The organism is Rosistilla oblonga (assembly GCF_007751715.1).
Taxonomy (GTDB): Bacteria; Planctomycetota; Planctomycetia; order Pirellulales; family Pirellulaceae; genus Rosistilla; species Rosistilla oblonga.
The window spans coordinates 6134335-6151952 of sequence record NZ_CP036292.1; the positions used below are offsets into that span (position 1 = coordinate 6134335).

General features: G+C 59.9%; 15 protein-coding genes. 8 read left to right on the forward strand and 7 right to left on the reverse strand.

What is annotated here, in order from left to right:
- The first annotated feature begins 215 nt into the window (after positions 1 to 215).
- Together ribA and CA51_RS21815 are read left to right on the forward strand one after the other, a co-directional pair.
- Positions 216 to 1448 carry a GTP cyclohydrolase II gene (gene ribA, locus CA51_RS21810; protein WP_145123271.1) on the forward strand — a complete coding sequence of 411 codons (1233 nt, stop codon included), beginning with the start codon at positions 216 to 218 and terminating at the stop codon, positions 1446 to 1448.
- A complete protein-coding gene (locus CA51_RS21815) occupies positions 1445 to 2341 on the forward strand; it encodes a prephenate dehydrogenase (protein ID WP_145123272.1) in 897 nt (298 codons plus the stop codon). The genes ribA and CA51_RS21815 overlap by 4 nt, the downstream gene beginning before the upstream one ends.
- On the opposite strand, the gene CA51_RS21820 is transcribed toward CA51_RS21815, so the two are convergent.
- The 5 genes from CA51_RS21820 to CA51_RS21840 all read right to left on the reverse strand — a co-directional run bounded on the left by CA51_RS21820 (position 2333) and on the right by CA51_RS21840 (position 9022).
- Positions 2333 to 2878, reverse strand: a complete 546-nt coding sequence (locus tag CA51_RS21820) for a hypothetical protein (RefSeq protein ID WP_145123273.1) — start codon at positions 2876 to 2878, stop codon at positions 2333 to 2335. The genes CA51_RS21815 and CA51_RS21820 overlap by 9 nt on opposite strands.
- Positions 2879 to 3316: 438 nt before the next feature.
- A complete protein-coding gene (locus CA51_RS21825) occupies positions 3317 to 4243 on the reverse strand; it encodes a PIG-L deacetylase family protein (RefSeq protein ID WP_145123274.1) in 927 nt (308 codons plus the stop codon).
- A gap of 209 nt (positions 4244 to 4452) precedes the next feature.
- Complete coding sequence (locus tag CA51_RS21830) at positions 4453 to 6567, reverse strand: alpha/beta hydrolase family protein (protein WP_197451385.1); 2115 nt, start codon at positions 6565 to 6567, stop codon at positions 4453 to 4455.
- A gap of 481 nt (positions 6568 to 7048) precedes the next feature.
- On the reverse strand, positions 7049 to 8509 hold the full coding sequence (locus tag CA51_RS21835) for a hypothetical protein (RefSeq protein ID WP_145123276.1): 1461 nt from the start codon (positions 8507 to 8509) through the stop codon (positions 7049 to 7051).
- 189 nt (positions 8510 to 8698) lie between these two features.
- Positions 8699 to 9022, reverse strand: a complete 324-nt coding sequence (locus CA51_RS21840; protein ID WP_145123277.1) for a hypothetical protein — start codon at positions 9020 to 9022, stop codon at positions 8699 to 8701.
- 338 nt (positions 9023 to 9360) lie between these two features.
- Between CA51_RS21840 and CA51_RS21845 the strand changes: the two genes are divergently transcribed.
- Entirely contained in the window at positions 9361 to 10230 is an 870-nt protein-coding gene (locus CA51_RS21845; RefSeq protein WP_145124294.1) for a DUF1559 family PulG-like putative transporter, read from the forward strand.
- 10 nt (positions 10231 to 10240) lie between these two features.
- Here the strand turns inward: CA51_RS21845 and CA51_RS21850 are convergent, their stop codons facing one another.
- On the reverse strand, positions 10241 to 11383 hold the full coding sequence (locus tag CA51_RS21850; RefSeq protein WP_145123278.1) for an iron-containing alcohol dehydrogenase: 1143 nt from the start codon (positions 11381 to 11383) through the stop codon (positions 10241 to 10243).
- A 304-nt stretch (positions 11384 to 11687) separates the two neighbouring features.
- Here CA51_RS21850 and CA51_RS26560 point away from each other — a divergent pair, with 304 nt between their 5' ends.
- The 3 genes from CA51_RS26560 (at position 11688) to CA51_RS21860 (ending at position 14253) form a co-directional block, all read left to right on the forward strand.
- Positions 11688 to 11786, forward strand: coding sequence for a 50S ribosomal protein bL37 (locus CA51_RS26560; protein ID WP_391556736.1), 99 nt, complete (start codon positions 11688 to 11690; stop codon positions 11784 to 11786).
- 69 nt (positions 11787 to 11855) lie between these two features.
- On the forward strand, positions 11856 to 12383 hold the full coding sequence (locus CA51_RS21855; RefSeq protein WP_231745827.1) for a 3-hydroxyacyl-ACP dehydratase FabZ family protein: 528 nt from the start codon (positions 11856 to 11858) through the stop codon (positions 12381 to 12383).
- Positions 12384 to 12762: 379 nt separating this feature from the next.
- Positions 12763 to 14253 (forward strand): Do family serine endopeptidase, encoded by a 1491-nt coding sequence (locus CA51_RS21860; protein ID WP_145123279.1) that lies wholly within the window; start codon positions 12763 to 12765, stop codon positions 14251 to 14253.
- Between the two features lie 61 nt (positions 14254 to 14314).
- Here CA51_RS21860 and CA51_RS21865 read toward each other — a convergent pair whose 3' ends face one another.
- On the reverse strand, positions 14315 to 14917 hold the full coding sequence (locus tag CA51_RS21865) for a metallophosphoesterase family protein (protein WP_145123280.1): 603 nt from the start codon (positions 14915 to 14917) through the stop codon (positions 14315 to 14317).
- A 253-nt stretch (positions 14918 to 15170) separates the two neighbouring features.
- On the opposite strand from CA51_RS21865, the gene CA51_RS21870 reads away from it, so the two are divergent.
- Together CA51_RS21870 and CA51_RS21875 are read left to right on the forward strand one after the other, a co-directional pair.
- Positions 15171 to 16619 (forward strand): DUF1501 domain-containing protein, encoded by a 1449-nt coding sequence (locus tag CA51_RS21870; RefSeq protein WP_197451386.1) that lies wholly within the window; start codon positions 15171 to 15173, stop codon positions 16617 to 16619.
- A 97-nt stretch (positions 16620 to 16716) separates the two neighbouring features.
- A complete protein-coding gene (locus tag CA51_RS21875) occupies positions 16717 to 17565 on the forward strand; it encodes a rhomboid family intramembrane serine protease (protein ID WP_145123282.1) in 849 nt (282 codons plus the stop codon).
- The last annotated feature ends 53 nt before the right edge of the window (positions 17566 to 17618 follow it).

The window sequence follows — 17618 nt, forward strand, 5'->3', positions numbered from 1 at the left end:
GCCCTCTTTAAGGGGCCTATCGCGTCGGCGTTTGAGCGATCGTTGCTCGAGCTGCGTGGGACAAACTCCAGCCGTCTCCTTCGCAGGCCCCTTTATCATCCCCGCGGGCTTAGAATAATAGGCAGTAGGCAGAGGCGTTCTTAAATTCAACCCGCTGCCCGCTTGAGCCACCCTTCCTCGACGACCAGATTGGTCAAATCAGGTGTTTCCGATATATGAGTTCCCCGTTCAACAGCGTCCCCGAAGCCGTTGATGCGATCGCGCGTGGCGAAATCGTGATCGTTCTCGATGCCGAGAATCGTGAAAACGAAGGCGACTACATCTGCGCGGCCGAAAAAGCGTCGATCGAAAACGTCAACTTCATGCTCTCCGGACGCGGCCAGCTGTGCGTCGCCGTCCTCCCCGACGTCTGCAATCGCTTGGATCTGCACCCGTTGGTCGAACGCAACGACGCACCTTTGAAGACAGCCTTCCAGACGCCCGTCGATCATCGCAACGCCAAGACCGGCATCACCGCGGCCGAACGTTCCGAAACGATCCAGGCGCTGATCCAACCCCACAGCCACGCCGAAGACTTTGTCCGCCCCGGGCACGTCTATCCGCTGCTGGCGAAAGAGGGAGGCGTGTTGCGTCGGGCTGGGCACACCGAAGCTGCTGTCGATCTCGCCCGCATGGCGGGGCTGGAACCAGCCGGTGCGCTCTGCGAAGTCCTCAACGAATCGGGGGACCGCGCCACCCGCGACGATCTGCTGGCTCTGGCCAAGAAACACAACCTGAAGATCATCACGATCGAAGAACTGATCGCCCATCGCCGGGTGAATGAAAAGCTGGTCTCGCGGAACGCACAAGCCGATCTACCGACATCGTTTGGCGACTTTAAGATCATCGTCTACGACGTCCAGTTCGAAGACCAAGAACCGATCGCGCTGGTCTACGGCGACCTCGCCTCCCAAGACGGCCCGCCGCCGTTGGTGCGAATGCACAGCAGTTGCTTCACCGGCGACCTAGTCGATTCGCTTCGCTGCGATTGCGGCGACCAATTGAAGATGGCGTTGAAGGTGATCAGCAGCGAGGGACGCGGTGCGTTGGTCTATCTGCCGCAAGAGGGACGTGGCATCGGGTTGGCCCAGAAGATCCGCGCCTACGCCTTGCAAGACCAAGGGCTCGATACCGTTGAAGCCAACCACGCGTTGGGCTTCAAAGCCGACATGCGCGACTACGGCATCGGGCTGCAGATCCTCAAAGACCTCGGGCTCCGCGAAGTCCGCCTGCTGACCAACAATCCCAAGAAGACCGAAGCCTTCAATCTCCGCGGCTTCGATCTGCAGGTCGTCGATCAAGTGCCGATCATCTCCGAATCGAACGTTCACAACGCGCGTTACTTGCAAACCAAGCGAGACAAGATGGGGCACCAATTGCCCAGCGATCCGGTCGAGTCGGCCGAATGAACCGCGAGGCGCAGGAAGCTTGGCGGCCGCGACGGATCGCCGTAATCGGTGTCGGTTTATTAGGCGGTTCGGTCGCGTTGGCAGCGAAGCGCCGCTGGCCCGACGCAACGCTTGTCGGTTCGTCTCGCAAGCCCGAGACGCGGCAGACGATGCTCGACCTACAAGTCGTCGACCACGCGTTTGCCGATGCGATCCAGTGTGTCGCCGATTGCGACCTGATCATCATCGCAGCCCCCGTTGGCCACATCGCGCGGTTGCTGCCCGAGATCGCCGATGCCAGCGATCCCAATGCGATCATCACCGATGTCGGCAGCACCAAACATGAAATCGTGACGGCAGCCGAATCGCACCCCGCCGCGGCGCTGCGGTTTGTCGGATCGCACCCGATCGCCGGCAGCGAGCGAACGGGAGTCGAAAACGCTTCGGTCGATCTGTTCCAAGGCAAGCTATCGATCACCACACCGACCGACCAAACCGATCCGATCCGCCACGACCGCGTAAAGCAGTTTTGGCAAGAGATCGGTTGCCGCGTGATCTCGATGAGTCCCGCCGACCACGACCTCGCATTGGCTTCTGCCAGCCATATGCCGCACATCGCATCAGCCGCTTTGGCCCTGGCGCTGCCACAAGAATTTGCCCATCTGACCGGATCGGGATTCCGCGACGCGACGCGGATCGCTGCGGGAGATCCATTGATGTGGCGACAGATCGTCGAAGCCAACGCGCCGGCGGTCTTGGCTCAGTTGCAGCAATACGAATCGGCGATCGGCCAGTTCCGCGGCGCGATCGCTAGCCAGGATTGGACTGGAATCGAAAAGCTGTTTGCCGACGCGCAAACCGCAAAACAAACGATCGATGCCGCGACGTGTGGCCCCGAAGACGACTCAGAATAACAACGTCTTCTGATGGGGCGGATCGCCGTCCCGGTTCTCCAGTTCGCGGCGGACCTCGCGCAAGCCGTAGGCGCACATCTCAAACTGCTCGCTCAATCGACGCAGCAGATCGCACGGCGGGCGATCGTCGCCCCCTTCGATGGAGCTTGCGATCGCGTAGGCTCGCTTGCCTTGTTGGCAATAATCGACGAAGTGATCGGCGTGGTCGCGCGACTTCATCTGCCGCAGGCTCTCGGGATACATCCCGCTCCAGAACAGCGTGAAATCGCCGACATGGCGGTGGACTTCGCGGCGAGCGACGCCGATTCGCTTGTCCGCTTCGATCAGCATCTCGACAACTTCGGTTGCCGGTCTGCCGGTCGCTCGGCGAACCGTATGCAGCATATCGGTGCGAACGAACCGAATCAGCAGGCTGTTGATGTAGTCGACTAATTGGACATCGACCACGCCCAATTGACCATGAAAGATCGATTCGGAAACCCCAGAAAAGAATCGTTGCAGTAGCGTACTTGGCGCTGAATCACGTTTCTCTGTCATCGGTTGTCTTCCTCCTGTTGCAAGGAAGAGGAAATGAATCCTCTACCTTTCAACCTAATTACGCCCCAATCGCCAGGTCAAGAGAGAAATCGAATCGGCAAAAAAATTGCGGTTGCCGTAATCCGGCCCTTTGGGGCAGCGATCGCATTGGCAAATCCAGCGTGCCGGAGTTGCCAAGGGTTGGCGAAAAGGCAGGGCCTCATGAGGACCGAAGGTCCGGCAATTTGCATAGCCCAGGCGTAACGCCTGGGTAAACGGCAAGGCGAACAGACACAACAAGAAGGGCCAACGGCCCGCCGGTCGATCGACGTGCGACCGCGTTGCGGGCCGTGCGTGTTACGACGATCGAACCCGGTGGTGTTCGCTGTGCTCAAACCACCGGCTACCTTATTTGGTCCCATCGGGATCCGGGATCGATCGACCGTGGTCGCGATTCCACTAATCCGACGTACCGAAAAACGGGAACATCTTGCGAATCTCTTCGTTGGACGGCTGAAAACCATACTCGCAGATCTCGAAGGCTTCAGCATATTTAACCTGCTCGCCCCGTTCGGGTCCGTACCAGCGATTGAGTGCCTGGCGATACTGACGCGACTCCGCACCGGCCCGTTGATCCCAACGTTCGCGCAGCCATTCTCGACGCAACTCGGGCTGCGACGCTGGCGGCACCAGTGCCATTTTTTCGGCGTTCCCCAACGCTCCTCCCTCAAACGTTTGCGACTCCAACGCCATCAACGCGTCGACTTTCTGTTCGAAGACGTCATCGATAGCTACCGCGATATCGGGATCAAACGGATAGGGTTTCTTGAAACGGTCGCTCGAATAAAGAAACAACGGGTTCTTTTTCAGAGCGGGGACGTCGGGGCAGAAAAAGGGAACCGTGACCATAAACGCGGCATCCTGTACCAAGACACCGACGTAGCGATGGTCGGGATGATAGTCCCAGGGCCGATGCGCGATCACGATGTCGGCGTCCCACTCACGAATCAAGCGCGTGATCGTGCGACGATTTTCGAGCGTCGGCATCAATTCACCGTCGTGGATATCGAGAACCTGCGAAGTCACTCCCAACCGTTTTGCGACCTCCGCCGATTCCGCGATGCGTCGTTTTGCCAGAGCACCGCCGGCCATCTGCCAATGGCCGATATCGCCATTGGTTACCGAAACCAGTTTGACGTGATGCCCCTGTTTGGCCCACAGCGCCGCCGTCCCGCCGCTCTTGTATTCCGCATCATCGGGATGCGCTCCAAAACAGATGATCCGCAGCTTTGCGTCGTCGCTATCCTCGTTGCCCTCAGCCCAAATCGAATTCGAACTCGCAACCAACATAACCGCCAGCGTGAACAACAGCTTGCAGTATCTCATGGTCTCTTTCCTTTACGGCGTTATAAAATCGGTTGCAGCGTCGCTCACGTTTCGCTTGCCGCAACGGAGTCGCCATTCTCATTGAACGACGACTCAACTTCAAGAAATCGATTGGCGAGTTTCATCGCCAGCGGGCTCCCTGCCCATCGAGCATCCGGTGGAGCGGCGAGACCGAGGCAACGACGCTCCACCGCCGGATCAAACACGTGCTACGGCAGCAACGTCTTGATCAAGAAGTCGCCCGCCGCCTGATCGGACTCTTTGCCGGTGGCTAGCTGAGCGCCGGACTCCGCAGCCGTCGCGCGATATGCGGCAAACACCGGATCGAACAACACCTGGCCGTCGGCGTCCGACAGCGACTTCTTTTTGCCATCGACGGGATTGGCCAACAGCAGAGGTCGCGGCGCACAGAGTGCAGCCAGCTGAGAAACATCGGCCACCTTGAGAAGGTTCGGGGCATAAACCCACATCGGTTGCGGCAGCGGATCGGCGATCGCATCGACGAAACTGCCGATCGTCCACTGTGTCGCCACGGCATCGATCTCATCGGAAAGGGCGGCGGCGAGCATCGCGATCAAACCAGTACTTCCGCGACCGTAAACGGCGACCTTGCCAAACTCTTCCTGCCCCGAAAGCGTGCGGGCGGCAGCGATCACATCCCAAGCCTGCTGAGCCAACAGCGGCCGACCGAGCACGATCGCGTCGCTGGCACACTGATTCGGATTGACCTTCCCTTCTCCCAGAGACCGCACGTCGAGCGCCAAAACGGCGATCGGTTGGTCGAGCAAACGTCCCACCGTTTCCGACTTCATCGCGGCCTGCTTGCCACCGGCGTCGAGAACGATCACCAACGGCAACGGCCCTTGGGCATCTTCGGGCTGGATCAACAGAGCCGGAACTTCCAGATCGCGTTCGGTTCGAAGCGAGAGCCGCTTGACGCTGCGTCCTTCCCAATCAAATGCTCCGTGATCCGCTGGAGCCGATTCGAATTCGACCGGCTTGCCACCCAAGGTCTCCCAGAGCTTGCCGCGCAAGTCTTTCGCCCAAGCAGCATATTCGTCGGCGTCGCTTGGCACGTCAGCATAACCTTGCACCAATCGGTCGGCTTCTTCACGCACCAGATCGACGTAGGTCTTCGCATCAGCCGGCAATTTGCCGTCTTTAAATACATACAGATCCTTTGAACTTCGGTCTTCCAACGGAATCTCCGGTTCGGCAACGGGAGATCCATCGCCACGCCCCTGCAGAAAACGGTTGAACCAGCCATACCCTGCCTCGCGCAGCGGCTTCGACCATCCGTGACCAGCCGGTGCTTCGCTCAACGCTACTTGGTCGGCCGAATCGTAGAGACCATAGATCTGTTGAGCGCGACGAATCGTATCGCGAGTACCAACGATCGGGAAAATCGGATCCTTCTGGCCATTGCCCGCCATAAACGGACGCGGCGCGGCGAGGCCAACAAACTGGAACTGCTCCATGTGCTGAGCGATCCCCGGCAGATGATTGCAGATGCAGTGATTGCCCCCGTCTTTGATCCAAGCTTCATAAGAACACAGACAACAGAACGACGCCCCCGCAGCAAACCGACTCTCGACCGGCATCGCATACATCGTGTTTAGCCCGCCGCCGGAATTCCCCGCGATTCCAATCCGCTTCGGATCAACATCCGCACGCGTCTCCAAATAGTCGACCGACCGGATGCTGTCCCACAACATGTAACGCAGGTTGGTGTGCCCAACCAGCATCGCAGGGTAGCTGACCGCGTGCCCATTGCCCCGCAGCCTTCGCTCCCCTTGGCCAACCGGATCATAAGCCAACACCACGTATCCCTGCCGGACCAATCCCAGCTGGGCGGTGCGATAGAGATCGTAATTCTTCCCCTCTTCCATCGCATGTCCCGCGGTCACAACGATTGCCGGCATCGGTTCTTCGATACCTTTTGGAACATAGAGATTCGCCGTCACATAAAAGCCGGGGAAGCTTTCAAATGCGAGATTCTCGATCGTATAGCCATCCCGATCGGCTCGCCCCGTCACCTGAACGTTCAGCGGCGTCTTCTCGGGCCACGGCAACAAACCGATCGCATCTCGCAACTCATTCGCAAGCGGCTCTTTTGCGTTTTCCCAAGCCTGCTTTCCCGTGGGATCGACATGCTGGCGGCTGATCTCCACACAGGCGTCGATATTAAATCGCAACGCATTGGCACTGTCGGGCAGGCCGTCTTGATAGACGTTCCACGGATCGGGTTCAGCGGCAAACGCCGAGCCTGAGACAACCGCGTTAACGAGAAGCGCCATCGCGATGGCTGACTGCAAGAATTTCATGGTGCAATTTCTCTTAGGGTGGGAGAGTGTTGGGGTGGGGAGAGCGAAGCGATCTGCCGGAATCAGAACCCAACAAAGGAGGTTCCACCGGAACACCGGCCACGCGTCCATCGCAGCCGGCCAGTCCGCTCACCAACAGGATACAAACAATCGATCGAGCCAACATCGAATCGGTTCCTGAAAACCAAAATATTACGTCGGCCGCCGACTAAGACATCAGCCTCAAGAGGACCGAAGGGCCGACGATTTGCATAGCTCAGGCAGAAGGCCTGGGTAAACGGCAACGCGAACAACGCACTCACGAGGACCGAAGGTCCGGCGATTTGCATAGCCCAGGCAGAAGGCCTGGGTAAACGGCAATGCGAACAACGCACAACAAGAAGGGCCAACGGCCCGGTGCCCGATGGCATTCGCTACGCTCAAACGACCGGCTACCTTCGGGAACCGACCGTGCGATTGCTGGCGTTTGCGAAAGCAGCGTCTAACGTTTCAGACGGACTACCTGTTCAGCGATGTAGTGCGGCGTTGCACCTTCGGAACGAGTGCTCAATCGACCGACGATCCCGACCTGTTGGTTGAGCATTCGCCGGGCGTTGATTCCAACCGCTGGGGACAAGTAGGCGATCGTCTGGCCATCGCGATCGGTCAGCGCAAAGGGTGGTGCTTCGGGTCGCGAAGAATAAACTTCGACTAACCAGCCCTCCCGATCGTACCGCGGCGCCGATGCGACACGTGGCGACGTAGTGGTTGGTGCGGCAGCGGGCGCCGCTGGTGCGGGTGTCGACAATCCCATCGGTTGTCCACTGCGGCGACTAGCGATCTCACGATACTGGTCGATCCGATCGATCAGCAATCGAGCGCGGCCGCGATCGACGGGGTCGGTCGAGGTTTGGATCAACAGTTCGACATCCGAACGCAACGCTTCGGCTTGCCGCGGCGAAGCTTCCGACGCCATCAAGCGAGCCAACTCCATCTGCATCTGCTGCAACTGCCCCGAACCGGCTCCGGTTCGATCGCCCGGGAACGCTGCCGAAGCTGGCAGGTTCTGGCTGGCAGTCCGCTCGCGCGGCGGAGCCGATCGATAGGCCTGCGTCCACGAAGAATCGGTCGCTTCGACTTGTTCGACCTGTGAATCTTGATCTGCCATGTCGCGGACGCGGATGTCGTTGGCAACACTCATCCGACTGCGAAACGATCCGCGTGGCTCGACTTCGACATGACTCACCTGAGCGATTTCCGCGTCCCCGATCACGCTCCCTCCCGCCTCGACGACTTCGCGCTGAGCGGCTTCCATATCAAACGGAGCTGGCGGGGCATCGACATCATTTGCCGAATCGGCTGGTTCGTCGCTCGCTCGCTCCGCTGTGGGAACCGCGCCGGCGAGCAACATGTTCTTTCGTTCGCTCTGCAATTTCGCCATCGCCTCGCGGCTCTTAACGATCTGACTGTCGTGAACCCAACGGAACTCTCCCGGTGGCGGGACGATCCGCAGCCACGATTCCTGCTCGCCCGATTCGGTCTCGCGGCTGGTATTCCCGATCAACGCAACGGTTTCGCCGACTTGGAACTGGACCTGCCAGCGATACTTGCGAGCTCGACCTAGGTTGGTGCCGATCCACGCGACCGCATCGGGATCGAGGATCGTTCCCGTCGTCCCATCGGCATCGATCTCCACCTGGTCCGCTGGCACCCAGCAGAAACTCGTCTCCGGTGGCCGGATCCCCAGCCAACCGTCGTCGGTTTCCAGATAAACCTCCAGCGCTTCGCCCTCGATCAACCGATCGGTTCGATAGTGCTCGCCCGATGGTCCGCAGCGGGCGTAGCTGCCAGCTTCGCTGACATACACGGTGTAGGGTTCATCGACCGGACCGGCGGCAAAGGCAGCCGAGGTGAGGATCGAAACTGTCGTCGATAGAATGGTGACGCAAAGTGTCCGCAGCATAAGAGATCTCCTTGATGCTGCGTATTACAGAATCTACCCCGGGGGGAACAACCCCGATCGGCGCACGATCGACTCGCCGCCCTAACGATTCGACCAACCAATAAAAAACGCTGCAAAGCCGATATCAGCATTTGCAGCGTCGATGAAATGGTGGCCGCCCGAAGCAGCTACGAATTCCAGGCGATAAACCTAGAATCCAATCCGCAGCGACATGCCAGGACTACGGACCGATACGCCGCCATACGGTGCGTATACAGGGACCGGAGCGTAGACGGCAGGGGGTGCGTAGTAGCGTCGGACGGGTGGCGCGACGTAGTAGCTGGCGCGGGGAGCATAGTAGCTCGTATACGGCGCACGATAGCTGTAGGTGTACGCGGGTCGATAGGCGCGGACAACCGGCGCCGGTGCATAATAGCCGCGGTATCCCATGCGGTAGGGATAGCGAGCCATCGCGGTTGAACTGGCCGACAGAATTGCAACGGCCGCGCATAATAATAAGAGCCGTTTGAACATTGTTTTCCCCTCGAGAGTCGGTTTGCTGAAAAGTGTTTCTGTTTTAAAGTAAGCTCTGCAGGCGAAATCGAATCGCCGCGGCTAGCGTTATGTCAGTTCCAATTTTACGCTGCCGCAAAGCGAACTGGCGCGCCGAGTTGTGAATTCGCCGATTATTCTGCAAGCCGCCGCCATCGAGCGCGTCAATCGCTCGAAAAAAATGCGCCGACAACTCCGCGGTTCCTGTTCGCCGAAGAGACACTTAGCCGCCGACGCACCTTCGGCTCCAACATCTCGCCCAGTTTTACTCCACACGCCCCCCAGTGACTCTCCACGCAAAGCGAAGTCGAAGGATTGATATGAAACGGTTTTCCCCACGACACGGATTCACCCTTACCGAGGTGCTGGTGGTGATCGTCGCCGCAGCCATTCTGCTGACCTTGGCTCTGCCGATGCTGCTGTCGATGCGCGAGAACTCGCGGCGGATGACCTGCGAGTACCGCCTGACTCAAATCGGCGTGGCGATGGCGGAATACCAACTGACCAACGAACACTATCCCGCCGGCACGATCGATTCGCAGTCGCCAATTCAAAACGTCGCCGAGGGCTTTCATCAAAACTGGATCATCGCGTTGCTGGCCGACTTGGACCAACAGACGCTCGCCGATCAGATCGATCCCGACGCCAGCGTCTATGCCGCCGCCAACGCCGCGCCGCGCGAGACTCCCTTGGCAATCGTCCGCTGCCCCTCGGACGCCAGCACCTCGCTGCCAACGACCAGCAACTATGCGGGCATCTACGCCTCGCAGGAAGTACCGATCGACGAACAGAACGACGGGATGCTTTTCTTGAATCGAGGCGTGATGCCAGAAGAGATCGACGGCGGGCTGGAATACACGCTGTTTGTCGGTGAGAAGTTGAGCGATCCCGCCGAAGACCTGGGCTGGATGAGCGGTACGCGAGCGACGATCCGCAACGTCGGCCATCCGCTGGGGGATGGTTCGCACATCGACTCGATCCCGACCGATGCCAACGGCGAACCGAACCGACTGTGGGTCGGCGGGCTGGCGAGCCGGCACCCGGGGGGCGTCAACCTGCTGCTGGGGAGCGGCCGCGTGCGATTCTATTCGGCAAGCGGCGACCAAGAGGTGTTGCAGCAGATGGCGCGGCGATCGAAAGAGCTAGCTGAGACCGACGACACGGAGATCGCTGTCGAGACGAGCGAGTAACACCCGACGGCTAATACGCCGCCTGATAGAGCGCCAGCAGGTTCTCGGCGTTCACTGGAATCGGATTAAACGTGCCGGTCCACTGCTGGGTGGCATCTTCGGCCAGCTGAGGCAGGGCTTCGCGTGGGATCTCCAATTCGCTGAGCTTTGTCTTGAGTCCCGCCTTGCCAACCAGTTCGGTCACCCGCTGGGCAATCTGCAGCGGCGCATCGTGCTGGCTCTCGCCGGGATCGATTTCCGCCAGCAGTTCCGCATAGAGTTCGGGATAGTCGCGGCCGTTAAAAAGGACGACGTGGGGCAACATCAAGCCGACGGCTTGGCCATGCGTGATGCCAAAGCGCGCGGTCAGCGGATTTGCGGTGGCGTGAGCCGCGCCAAGCATCGAGGTTTCGATCGCGATTCCGGCCAGACAGGCACCGAACTGCATCTCGCCGCGGGCTTCGAGGTCGTCGCCGACTTCCAAGACTCGCGCCAGATTGCCGGCGATCATGCGGAAGGCTTGGCGGCTGAAAGTCGAAGAGACGGCGTTGCGCCGCGTCGTGACATGGGTCTCCAGCGCGTGCGACAGAGCGTCGATTCCGGTCAGCGCCGTGACAGCGTAGGGCTGCGTGAGCGTGAGCGCCGGATCCAACAACGCCACCGCACAGGCGGCTCGCGGATCGCCGCAGGCCATTTTCACATGGGTCTTCGCATCGCTGATCAACGCAAACGACTGCGCCTCGCTGCCGGTCCCCGAAGTGGTCGGGACGGCGATCATCGGCAGCATGTCGGCTGTCGCTTTGCCAACGCCCCAATAATCTTTGATCTCGCCGCCACAGCTGTAGACGAAGTTGATTCCTTTGGCACAGTCCATCGAACTGCCGCCGCCGAGCCCCACGATCAGGTCGGGTTTGACTCGCCGAGCGACTTCGACTCCCGCGTCGATAAAGTCGGTCGTCGGATTTTCGGTGAAGTCGTGGAAGGAATGGACCACCAGCCCAGCGGCTTCCAGCGACAGCAGGCCGGTACCGAAGTGCCCCGCTTTGACGACGCCGGGGTCGGAAACCACCAACACGGTCCTGGCGCCAAGTTCGACGGCGAGGGGGCCAAGTTGCTCGATCACACCAGCGCCAAAGACGATCCGAGGGCGCAGCTGGAAGTCAAAAGGTTGCATCAGCAGGCGGGAAGTGGAGGGGGAGGGGGGAAGACGCTTCGCAATTCGAGCCTCTTCGTATTGGGTCCGTTCTATTTTTTTAGACTACAGCAAATCTTAGCGGCGGGGAAAGGTCAGGGAACTGTCTCCAGTTGCCGATGTAGGAGATTGAGCGGATTGAAAACGGGCCAGCAGGGGAGTCTAGGCTTTCGGGCGAGCCCATTTTTTGATATTCTGCGAGGCTTATAAATATGATCTGCTGAGCCGCAGGGCGCTCGCACGCGACGATATTCCGATCACAACTCACTTTGAAACGAATTAAATCATGGCAAAACCGCACCGAAAACTGAAGAAAGCGAACCACGGCAAGCGTCCCGCCAACGCAAAGGCTCGCAAAGCGAAACGCAAAAAACTGCGTACCTAATCGCTAGCCGTCGCCCGTAGGTTCTCCAGCTCGCCCGTTCGCCAAACTCTTTCGAAAAGCGTAAATCCTTTGGCTGCCAAAGATCTCATTTTCAATCTGGACGATCTCGATTTTGACGCACCGATTGGCGATCTCGACGAAATCTGCAAGGTCAATCCCCAACGCCACGAGATGCTGCAATTGACAGCAATCGTGGGGGAAGACATGCAGCGAAATGCTTGCGCCGCCTACAAGGATCTCTCGCAAGACGAATTCTGGGTTCGCGGCCACATGCCTGGCATGCCGCTGATGCCGGGCGTCGTGATGCTCGAAGCCGCCGCTCAATTGTGCAGCTACTTCACCCAGAAGCACGATCTGCTGGGAGCCGACATGGTCGGTTTCGGTGGCGTCGATGAAGTCCGCTTCCGCGACCCCGTCCTCCCCGGCGACCGCCTGGTGCTGATGTGCGAACTAACACGCATTCGCCGCGGCCGGATGATCGTCGCTCGCTTCCAAGGAGTCGTTCGCGGCGGCTTGGCTGTCGAAGGGATCATCAAGGGGATTCCGATCCCGATCAGCGCTCTGAAAGAGACGCTTGCGGCGCGCAGCAACAGCTAGCCCGCTCTCGGCAAATTCACTCTATCGCGCGCTGGCCATCTTCTTCCGCCGCGCGCTCGAAATCTCGCCGCTCTCGGTGGGAGCTCTTTTCGGCCGCGTTAGCGTTGCCGCAATCCCGCCCCCCCGGCACTGGCTAACACTCGCCTCGCCGAGCGCTCTATCATGGACTGGTGACCGATCGCAGCGGCGACAGTAACCACCCCCGCCGATGCAAATCGCAAGTCATTGCCCCGCGGCGACTTGCCGCGCCGCTGACCGCTATTGGCCTGGGATTTGCATAACCTGGCTCTGTTCGCTGTGACGTTGCAGATTTGGCAGAATCTCATGTAAAAACGACACGGGGTTTACAATTCTACAAACGAATGAGGAGTAACATCCGATGGAAAGAATGTGGAAGGGTGTGTCTTTTATACTGGGCAGCCTGTTGGTCGGGACGCTGTTGAGCGGTGTGTTGTTGAGCTTGCCATCGGGCTTGCAGTCCAACGTATTGGCTCAACGCGACATCAATCCGCAAAATTTGCAGACGGCAAACGACCTCTCCACCACTTTTCGCCAGGTCGCAAATTCGATGCGGCCAAGCGTCGTCAGCATCAATTCGATGCAGAAGGCTCGCGTCGTCCGCGGCGGCACACGCGGGATCCCCGACGGAATCTTGGAAGGCTTGCCGCCAGAGATCCGCGACCAACTGTTTGGCAACGGATTTGGTGACAGCGGATCGACTCAGCCACAAAAGTCGGGAGTCGGCAGCGGAGTGATCATTCGCGCCGACGGCTACATCCTGACCAACAACCACGTCGTCGAAGGGGCTGATGCGTTGGAGGTCGAACTCTCGGACCGCCGCCGAATCGAAGCCACCATCGTCGGCACCGATCCGCAAACCGACCTGGCGGTGATCAAGATCGATGCCCCCAACCTCGAACCGGCGCCGCTGGGCGATTCCGATGCGATGCAGGTTGGCGATTGGGTGTTGGCGATGGGCAGCCCCTTCGGTCTGGACCAAACCGTCACCGCTGGCATCATCAGCGCCAAGAACCGCGTCCAGGGAATCGTTGGTCAGGGCGAAGGCTTTGAAGATTTCCTGCAGACCGACGCGGCGATCAACCCAGGCAACAGCGGCGGCCCGCTGGTCAATCTGCGTGGCGAGGTGATCGGCATCAACACAGCGATCGCGTCGCGGAGCGGCGGATACAACGGGATCGGGTTTACGATCCCCACCTCGCTGGCCGGTCCGATCGTCGACAGTTTGATCGAATCGGGGTCGGTTCGCCGCGGATTCCTCGGTGCCAAACTGGGACCGATCGATGAACAGCGGATGCAACAACTGGGGCTGCCCAACATGGAGGGCGCCTACATCGACCAAGTGCTCGAGGGCCAACCGGCTCACCTCGGCGGCTTGCAACCTGGCGACGTGGTCGTCGAAGTCAACGGCCGCGAGATTCGCGACCTGTTGCAACTGCGGAACATCGTCGCGTTAACGCCTCCCAACGGAACCTTAAAGTTCAAAGTCATCCGCAACGCCGAACCGGTCATGCTGACGATCGTGTTGGGCGAACGAACCAACGCTGCGCTGGCGCGGTTTAATCCCGCCGGCGAACTTTGGGGAGCCGACTTGGAACCGCTGACCGAAGAGACAGCGCAGCAACTGGGAATGCGAAGCACAACTGGTTTACTGGTCACCAACGTCACCGAGGATAGCGTCGCGTCAGCCGCTGGACTCGACGCGGGCGATGTGATCCTGCGTGCCAACGGCCAACCGATCGGCAGCATCGATCAACTGAAACAGATGATCGCTCAAGCCGAGCAGGTCGGCCGACCGTTGCAGTTGGTCGTCAAGCGAGGCAACAGCCGCGGATTGGTGACGATCCAATAGAGCGGCGACGGACCTTCGAATTAGCTAGCCAGCGGGCAGCCGAAAACGGCTGTTCGTTGGCTTAATCGATCGTATGCCAAACGCCTCGCGGGCCAGCGTTGATCACGACCGAATCGCCGACGCGATCGGTCTGTTCCCAACTGTCGTGCACATGCCCGCAAACAACCAACCGCGGCTTGTTCGCTTCGATCGCTTGGCGGATCGTGGGGCTGCCGCGGTGCGTTCCCGAACCGTCGATATCGACGCAGTTCCACGGCGGCGAATGCGTCACCAAGACGTCCTGTTCCGCCATCGGTCGCAGCAGCTCAGCCGCCTCTTCTTCGCTGAAGTCGTAGCTCCAATCGCCGAAGGGAGTCGTTGGGATCCCGCCGCCGATACCGAAGAACGAGACTCCGGCTACGCTCGCGGCGGTGCCATGCAAAACGTGGGCCTGCGGCCAATCGCGACACGCCTGCGTCAACTCTTCGACCGATTCGCCGTTTCCCGGCACCAAGATCGCGGGACAGTCGGCGGTCCGCAGGATCTCGATCGTGTCGGCTAATCCTTTGCGTTTGATAGCAAAGTCTCCCGCGCCGATCATTACGTCGGCGTCTTTGGCCAGTTCGACCAACGCGGTGGCGGCGTCGCGATCGCGGTGCAGATCGCTGAATAGAAGTAATTTCATCGCGGTATCTCAATCGTTGCTAAGCGGGCAGGGGCTATTCAGTGTTTACATCCGCACAAATCAGCCGCCAAGCGTTAGCGTCCGGTCCTCACGGCAACCGGACGCTAACGCGTGGCGGCTGATACCTATATCGCGCTGCCCATCGGATTACGGGCGTCTAATGTAGCGTCGCGCCTCGGGAACGGCTACGATGAACATCCCCCCAAATAGTACAGCCCCCTCGCCATTCCGTTACAGCGGGAGCATGTCCACGATGTTGCCTTCCCACCCTCACCGTAGCAATCGGCTATCGCGTCGCCAACTGCTCCGCTTCGGAGCCGCCGGACTCTCTGCGTCGAGCCTGTTGCAGATCCGATCGGCAGCGGCCGCCACGAAAACCGAACAAGCGCATCCAACAACAGGAACCACCAACGCGTTTGGCCGGGCGAAATCGTGTATCGTGCTGTTCGCGTGGGGCGGGATGAGCCACATCGATACGTTGGACGTGAAGCCCGACGCGTCGTCGGACATCCGCAGCATCTTCCATCCGATCGCGACTCGCACGCCGGGCTACTACGTTTCCGAACACCTGCCAAAAATTGCTCAACAGACGCACCGGATGGCGATCGTTCGCAGCGTGCATCACAACGCGCCGTCGCATCGTTCGGGAGCCTACTGGAACCTGACAGGGCATGAGCCACCGAACCTGAGCGGAAACTGGGAAGCGTCGCGCGACGATTGGCCCTGCATTGGATCGATGGTCTGGGACGCCAAACTCAATCAACATGGCAGCGATCTGCAGCAGCGGCTCTCCGCCGATGGACTCTCCGGCGCCGTCTGTTTGCCCTACTCGATGTACGATGGCGGCCGCGCCAACGGTCAGGACGGCGGCTTCTTGGGCATGCATCGCGACCCGATGATCATCAAGCCGCGCGAAGGGAAACCGTACGACGGAGTCAGCCCTAGTTCCGGCCACATCGACTTGGAACTCGTCGAAGGGCTCGACCGCGAGCGCTTGTCGGCCCGCCGAAAACTACTGTCGCAGATCGATGCCAGCCGCGACGTGCGGACGAACGAAGGGATGCAGGGGATGGCCCGGCATCAGACTCAAGCGCTCGACATGCTGCTGAGCGAACGGGTGCAGCGAACGTTCGATCTGAACAGCGAACCCGCGGCGGTTCGCGAACGCTACGGAATGCACGTCTGCGGACAGAGCGTTCTGACGGCGAGGAAGCTGACTGAGGCGGGAGTCCCGCTGGTGACCGTCTACTGCAGCGCGGGCGATCTCAACGGCAGCGTTGGAGCCCATTGGGACACGCACGGCGATGGCTTCAACCGACTCAAAAATCAAATGATTCCGCCTTGGGATCAAGCTTCGGCGGCGCTGCTGGACGACCTGTCCGCCAGCGGGCGATTGGATGAAACGCTAGTCGTCTGGTTGACCGAATTTGGCCGCACGCCGCGGGTCAATCCCGGCGGCGGCCGCGACCACTACCCGAACGTCTATTCGGTCGCATTTGCTGGCGCCGGCATCGCGGGAGGCTTGGTCTACGGCAAGAGCGACAGGAATGGAGCCGAACCGCTGGATCAGCCTTGCGGGCCAGCGGATCTGCATGCGACGATCTTTCATTCGCTGGGAATTTCCGATCACTTCACGCTCTACGACACGTTGGGGCGACCGCTGACGGCCTGCGATGGCCGCCCGCTGCCGCTGTTCGCCTGAACCATTGGGTACAGACGCTACTTGAGGTGGCATCGCCTTGCGATACACTCAGTGGACAGAATCTCTTTCCTGACCGCCCCTCAAGGATCCCCACGCAATGGGTCTATACGATCGACCGTATTACCAGGACGAAGAACGCTCACACCTGCCTCCCTCGCTGGCGTCACAGTCGTTTGTGATCGTGTTGATCGTCATCAATGTCGCGGTATTTTTCGCCGACTTCATCTTCGGCGGCGAAGGCTTCGCGCTGCGAACGGCGATGGAGGTCACGCCGCAGACGATCGTCAAACCGTGGCTGTGGTGGCAGTTTGTGACCTACGGGTTTGCCCACGGCAACATGAACCACATCCTGTTCAACATGATCGGGCTGTTCTTCTTCGGGCGGATCGTCGAACAGCGGCTGGGGAAAATCGAATTCCTGCGGTTCTATCTGGTCGCGATCATCCTTGGCGGAATCGCCTGGTCGCTGCGAGCTAACCTGACCGACTCCCTTGCTCCCGGCGTGATCGGTGCCTCCGGCGGCGTTATCGCGGTCACGATGCTGTTCATCTTTTGGTACCCGCAGACCGAGATCTATCTGATGATGGTCCTGCCGGTGAAAGCCTGGATCGTCGGCGTGCTGATGATCGCGGGCAACCTGTTTGGCATGGGGTCGGCAACGACAGCCTTCGACGTCCACTTGGTCGGCATCGCTTTTGCCAGCGCCTACTATTATTTCCACTGGAACCTCGCCTCGATCTCGCCGGCGGGGCTGTCGAAGCTAACCCGCCCGAGCACGCGATTGAAATTGCACGATCCCGATCGTCAGTCGCGGCAGGAGCGACGCGATGCGGAGGAGGCGGAGCGGATTCTGCAGAAGATCCACGAGCATGGCGAAGGGAGTTTGACCAACGCCGAACGGAAGGTGCTCGAGCGCCACAGTCGCCATCTGCGCGACCGACGCTAACGGCGAGCGTCGATTCGCTTGAGCGTCGGCTTGCCGCTGACGCTCGGCGGCGG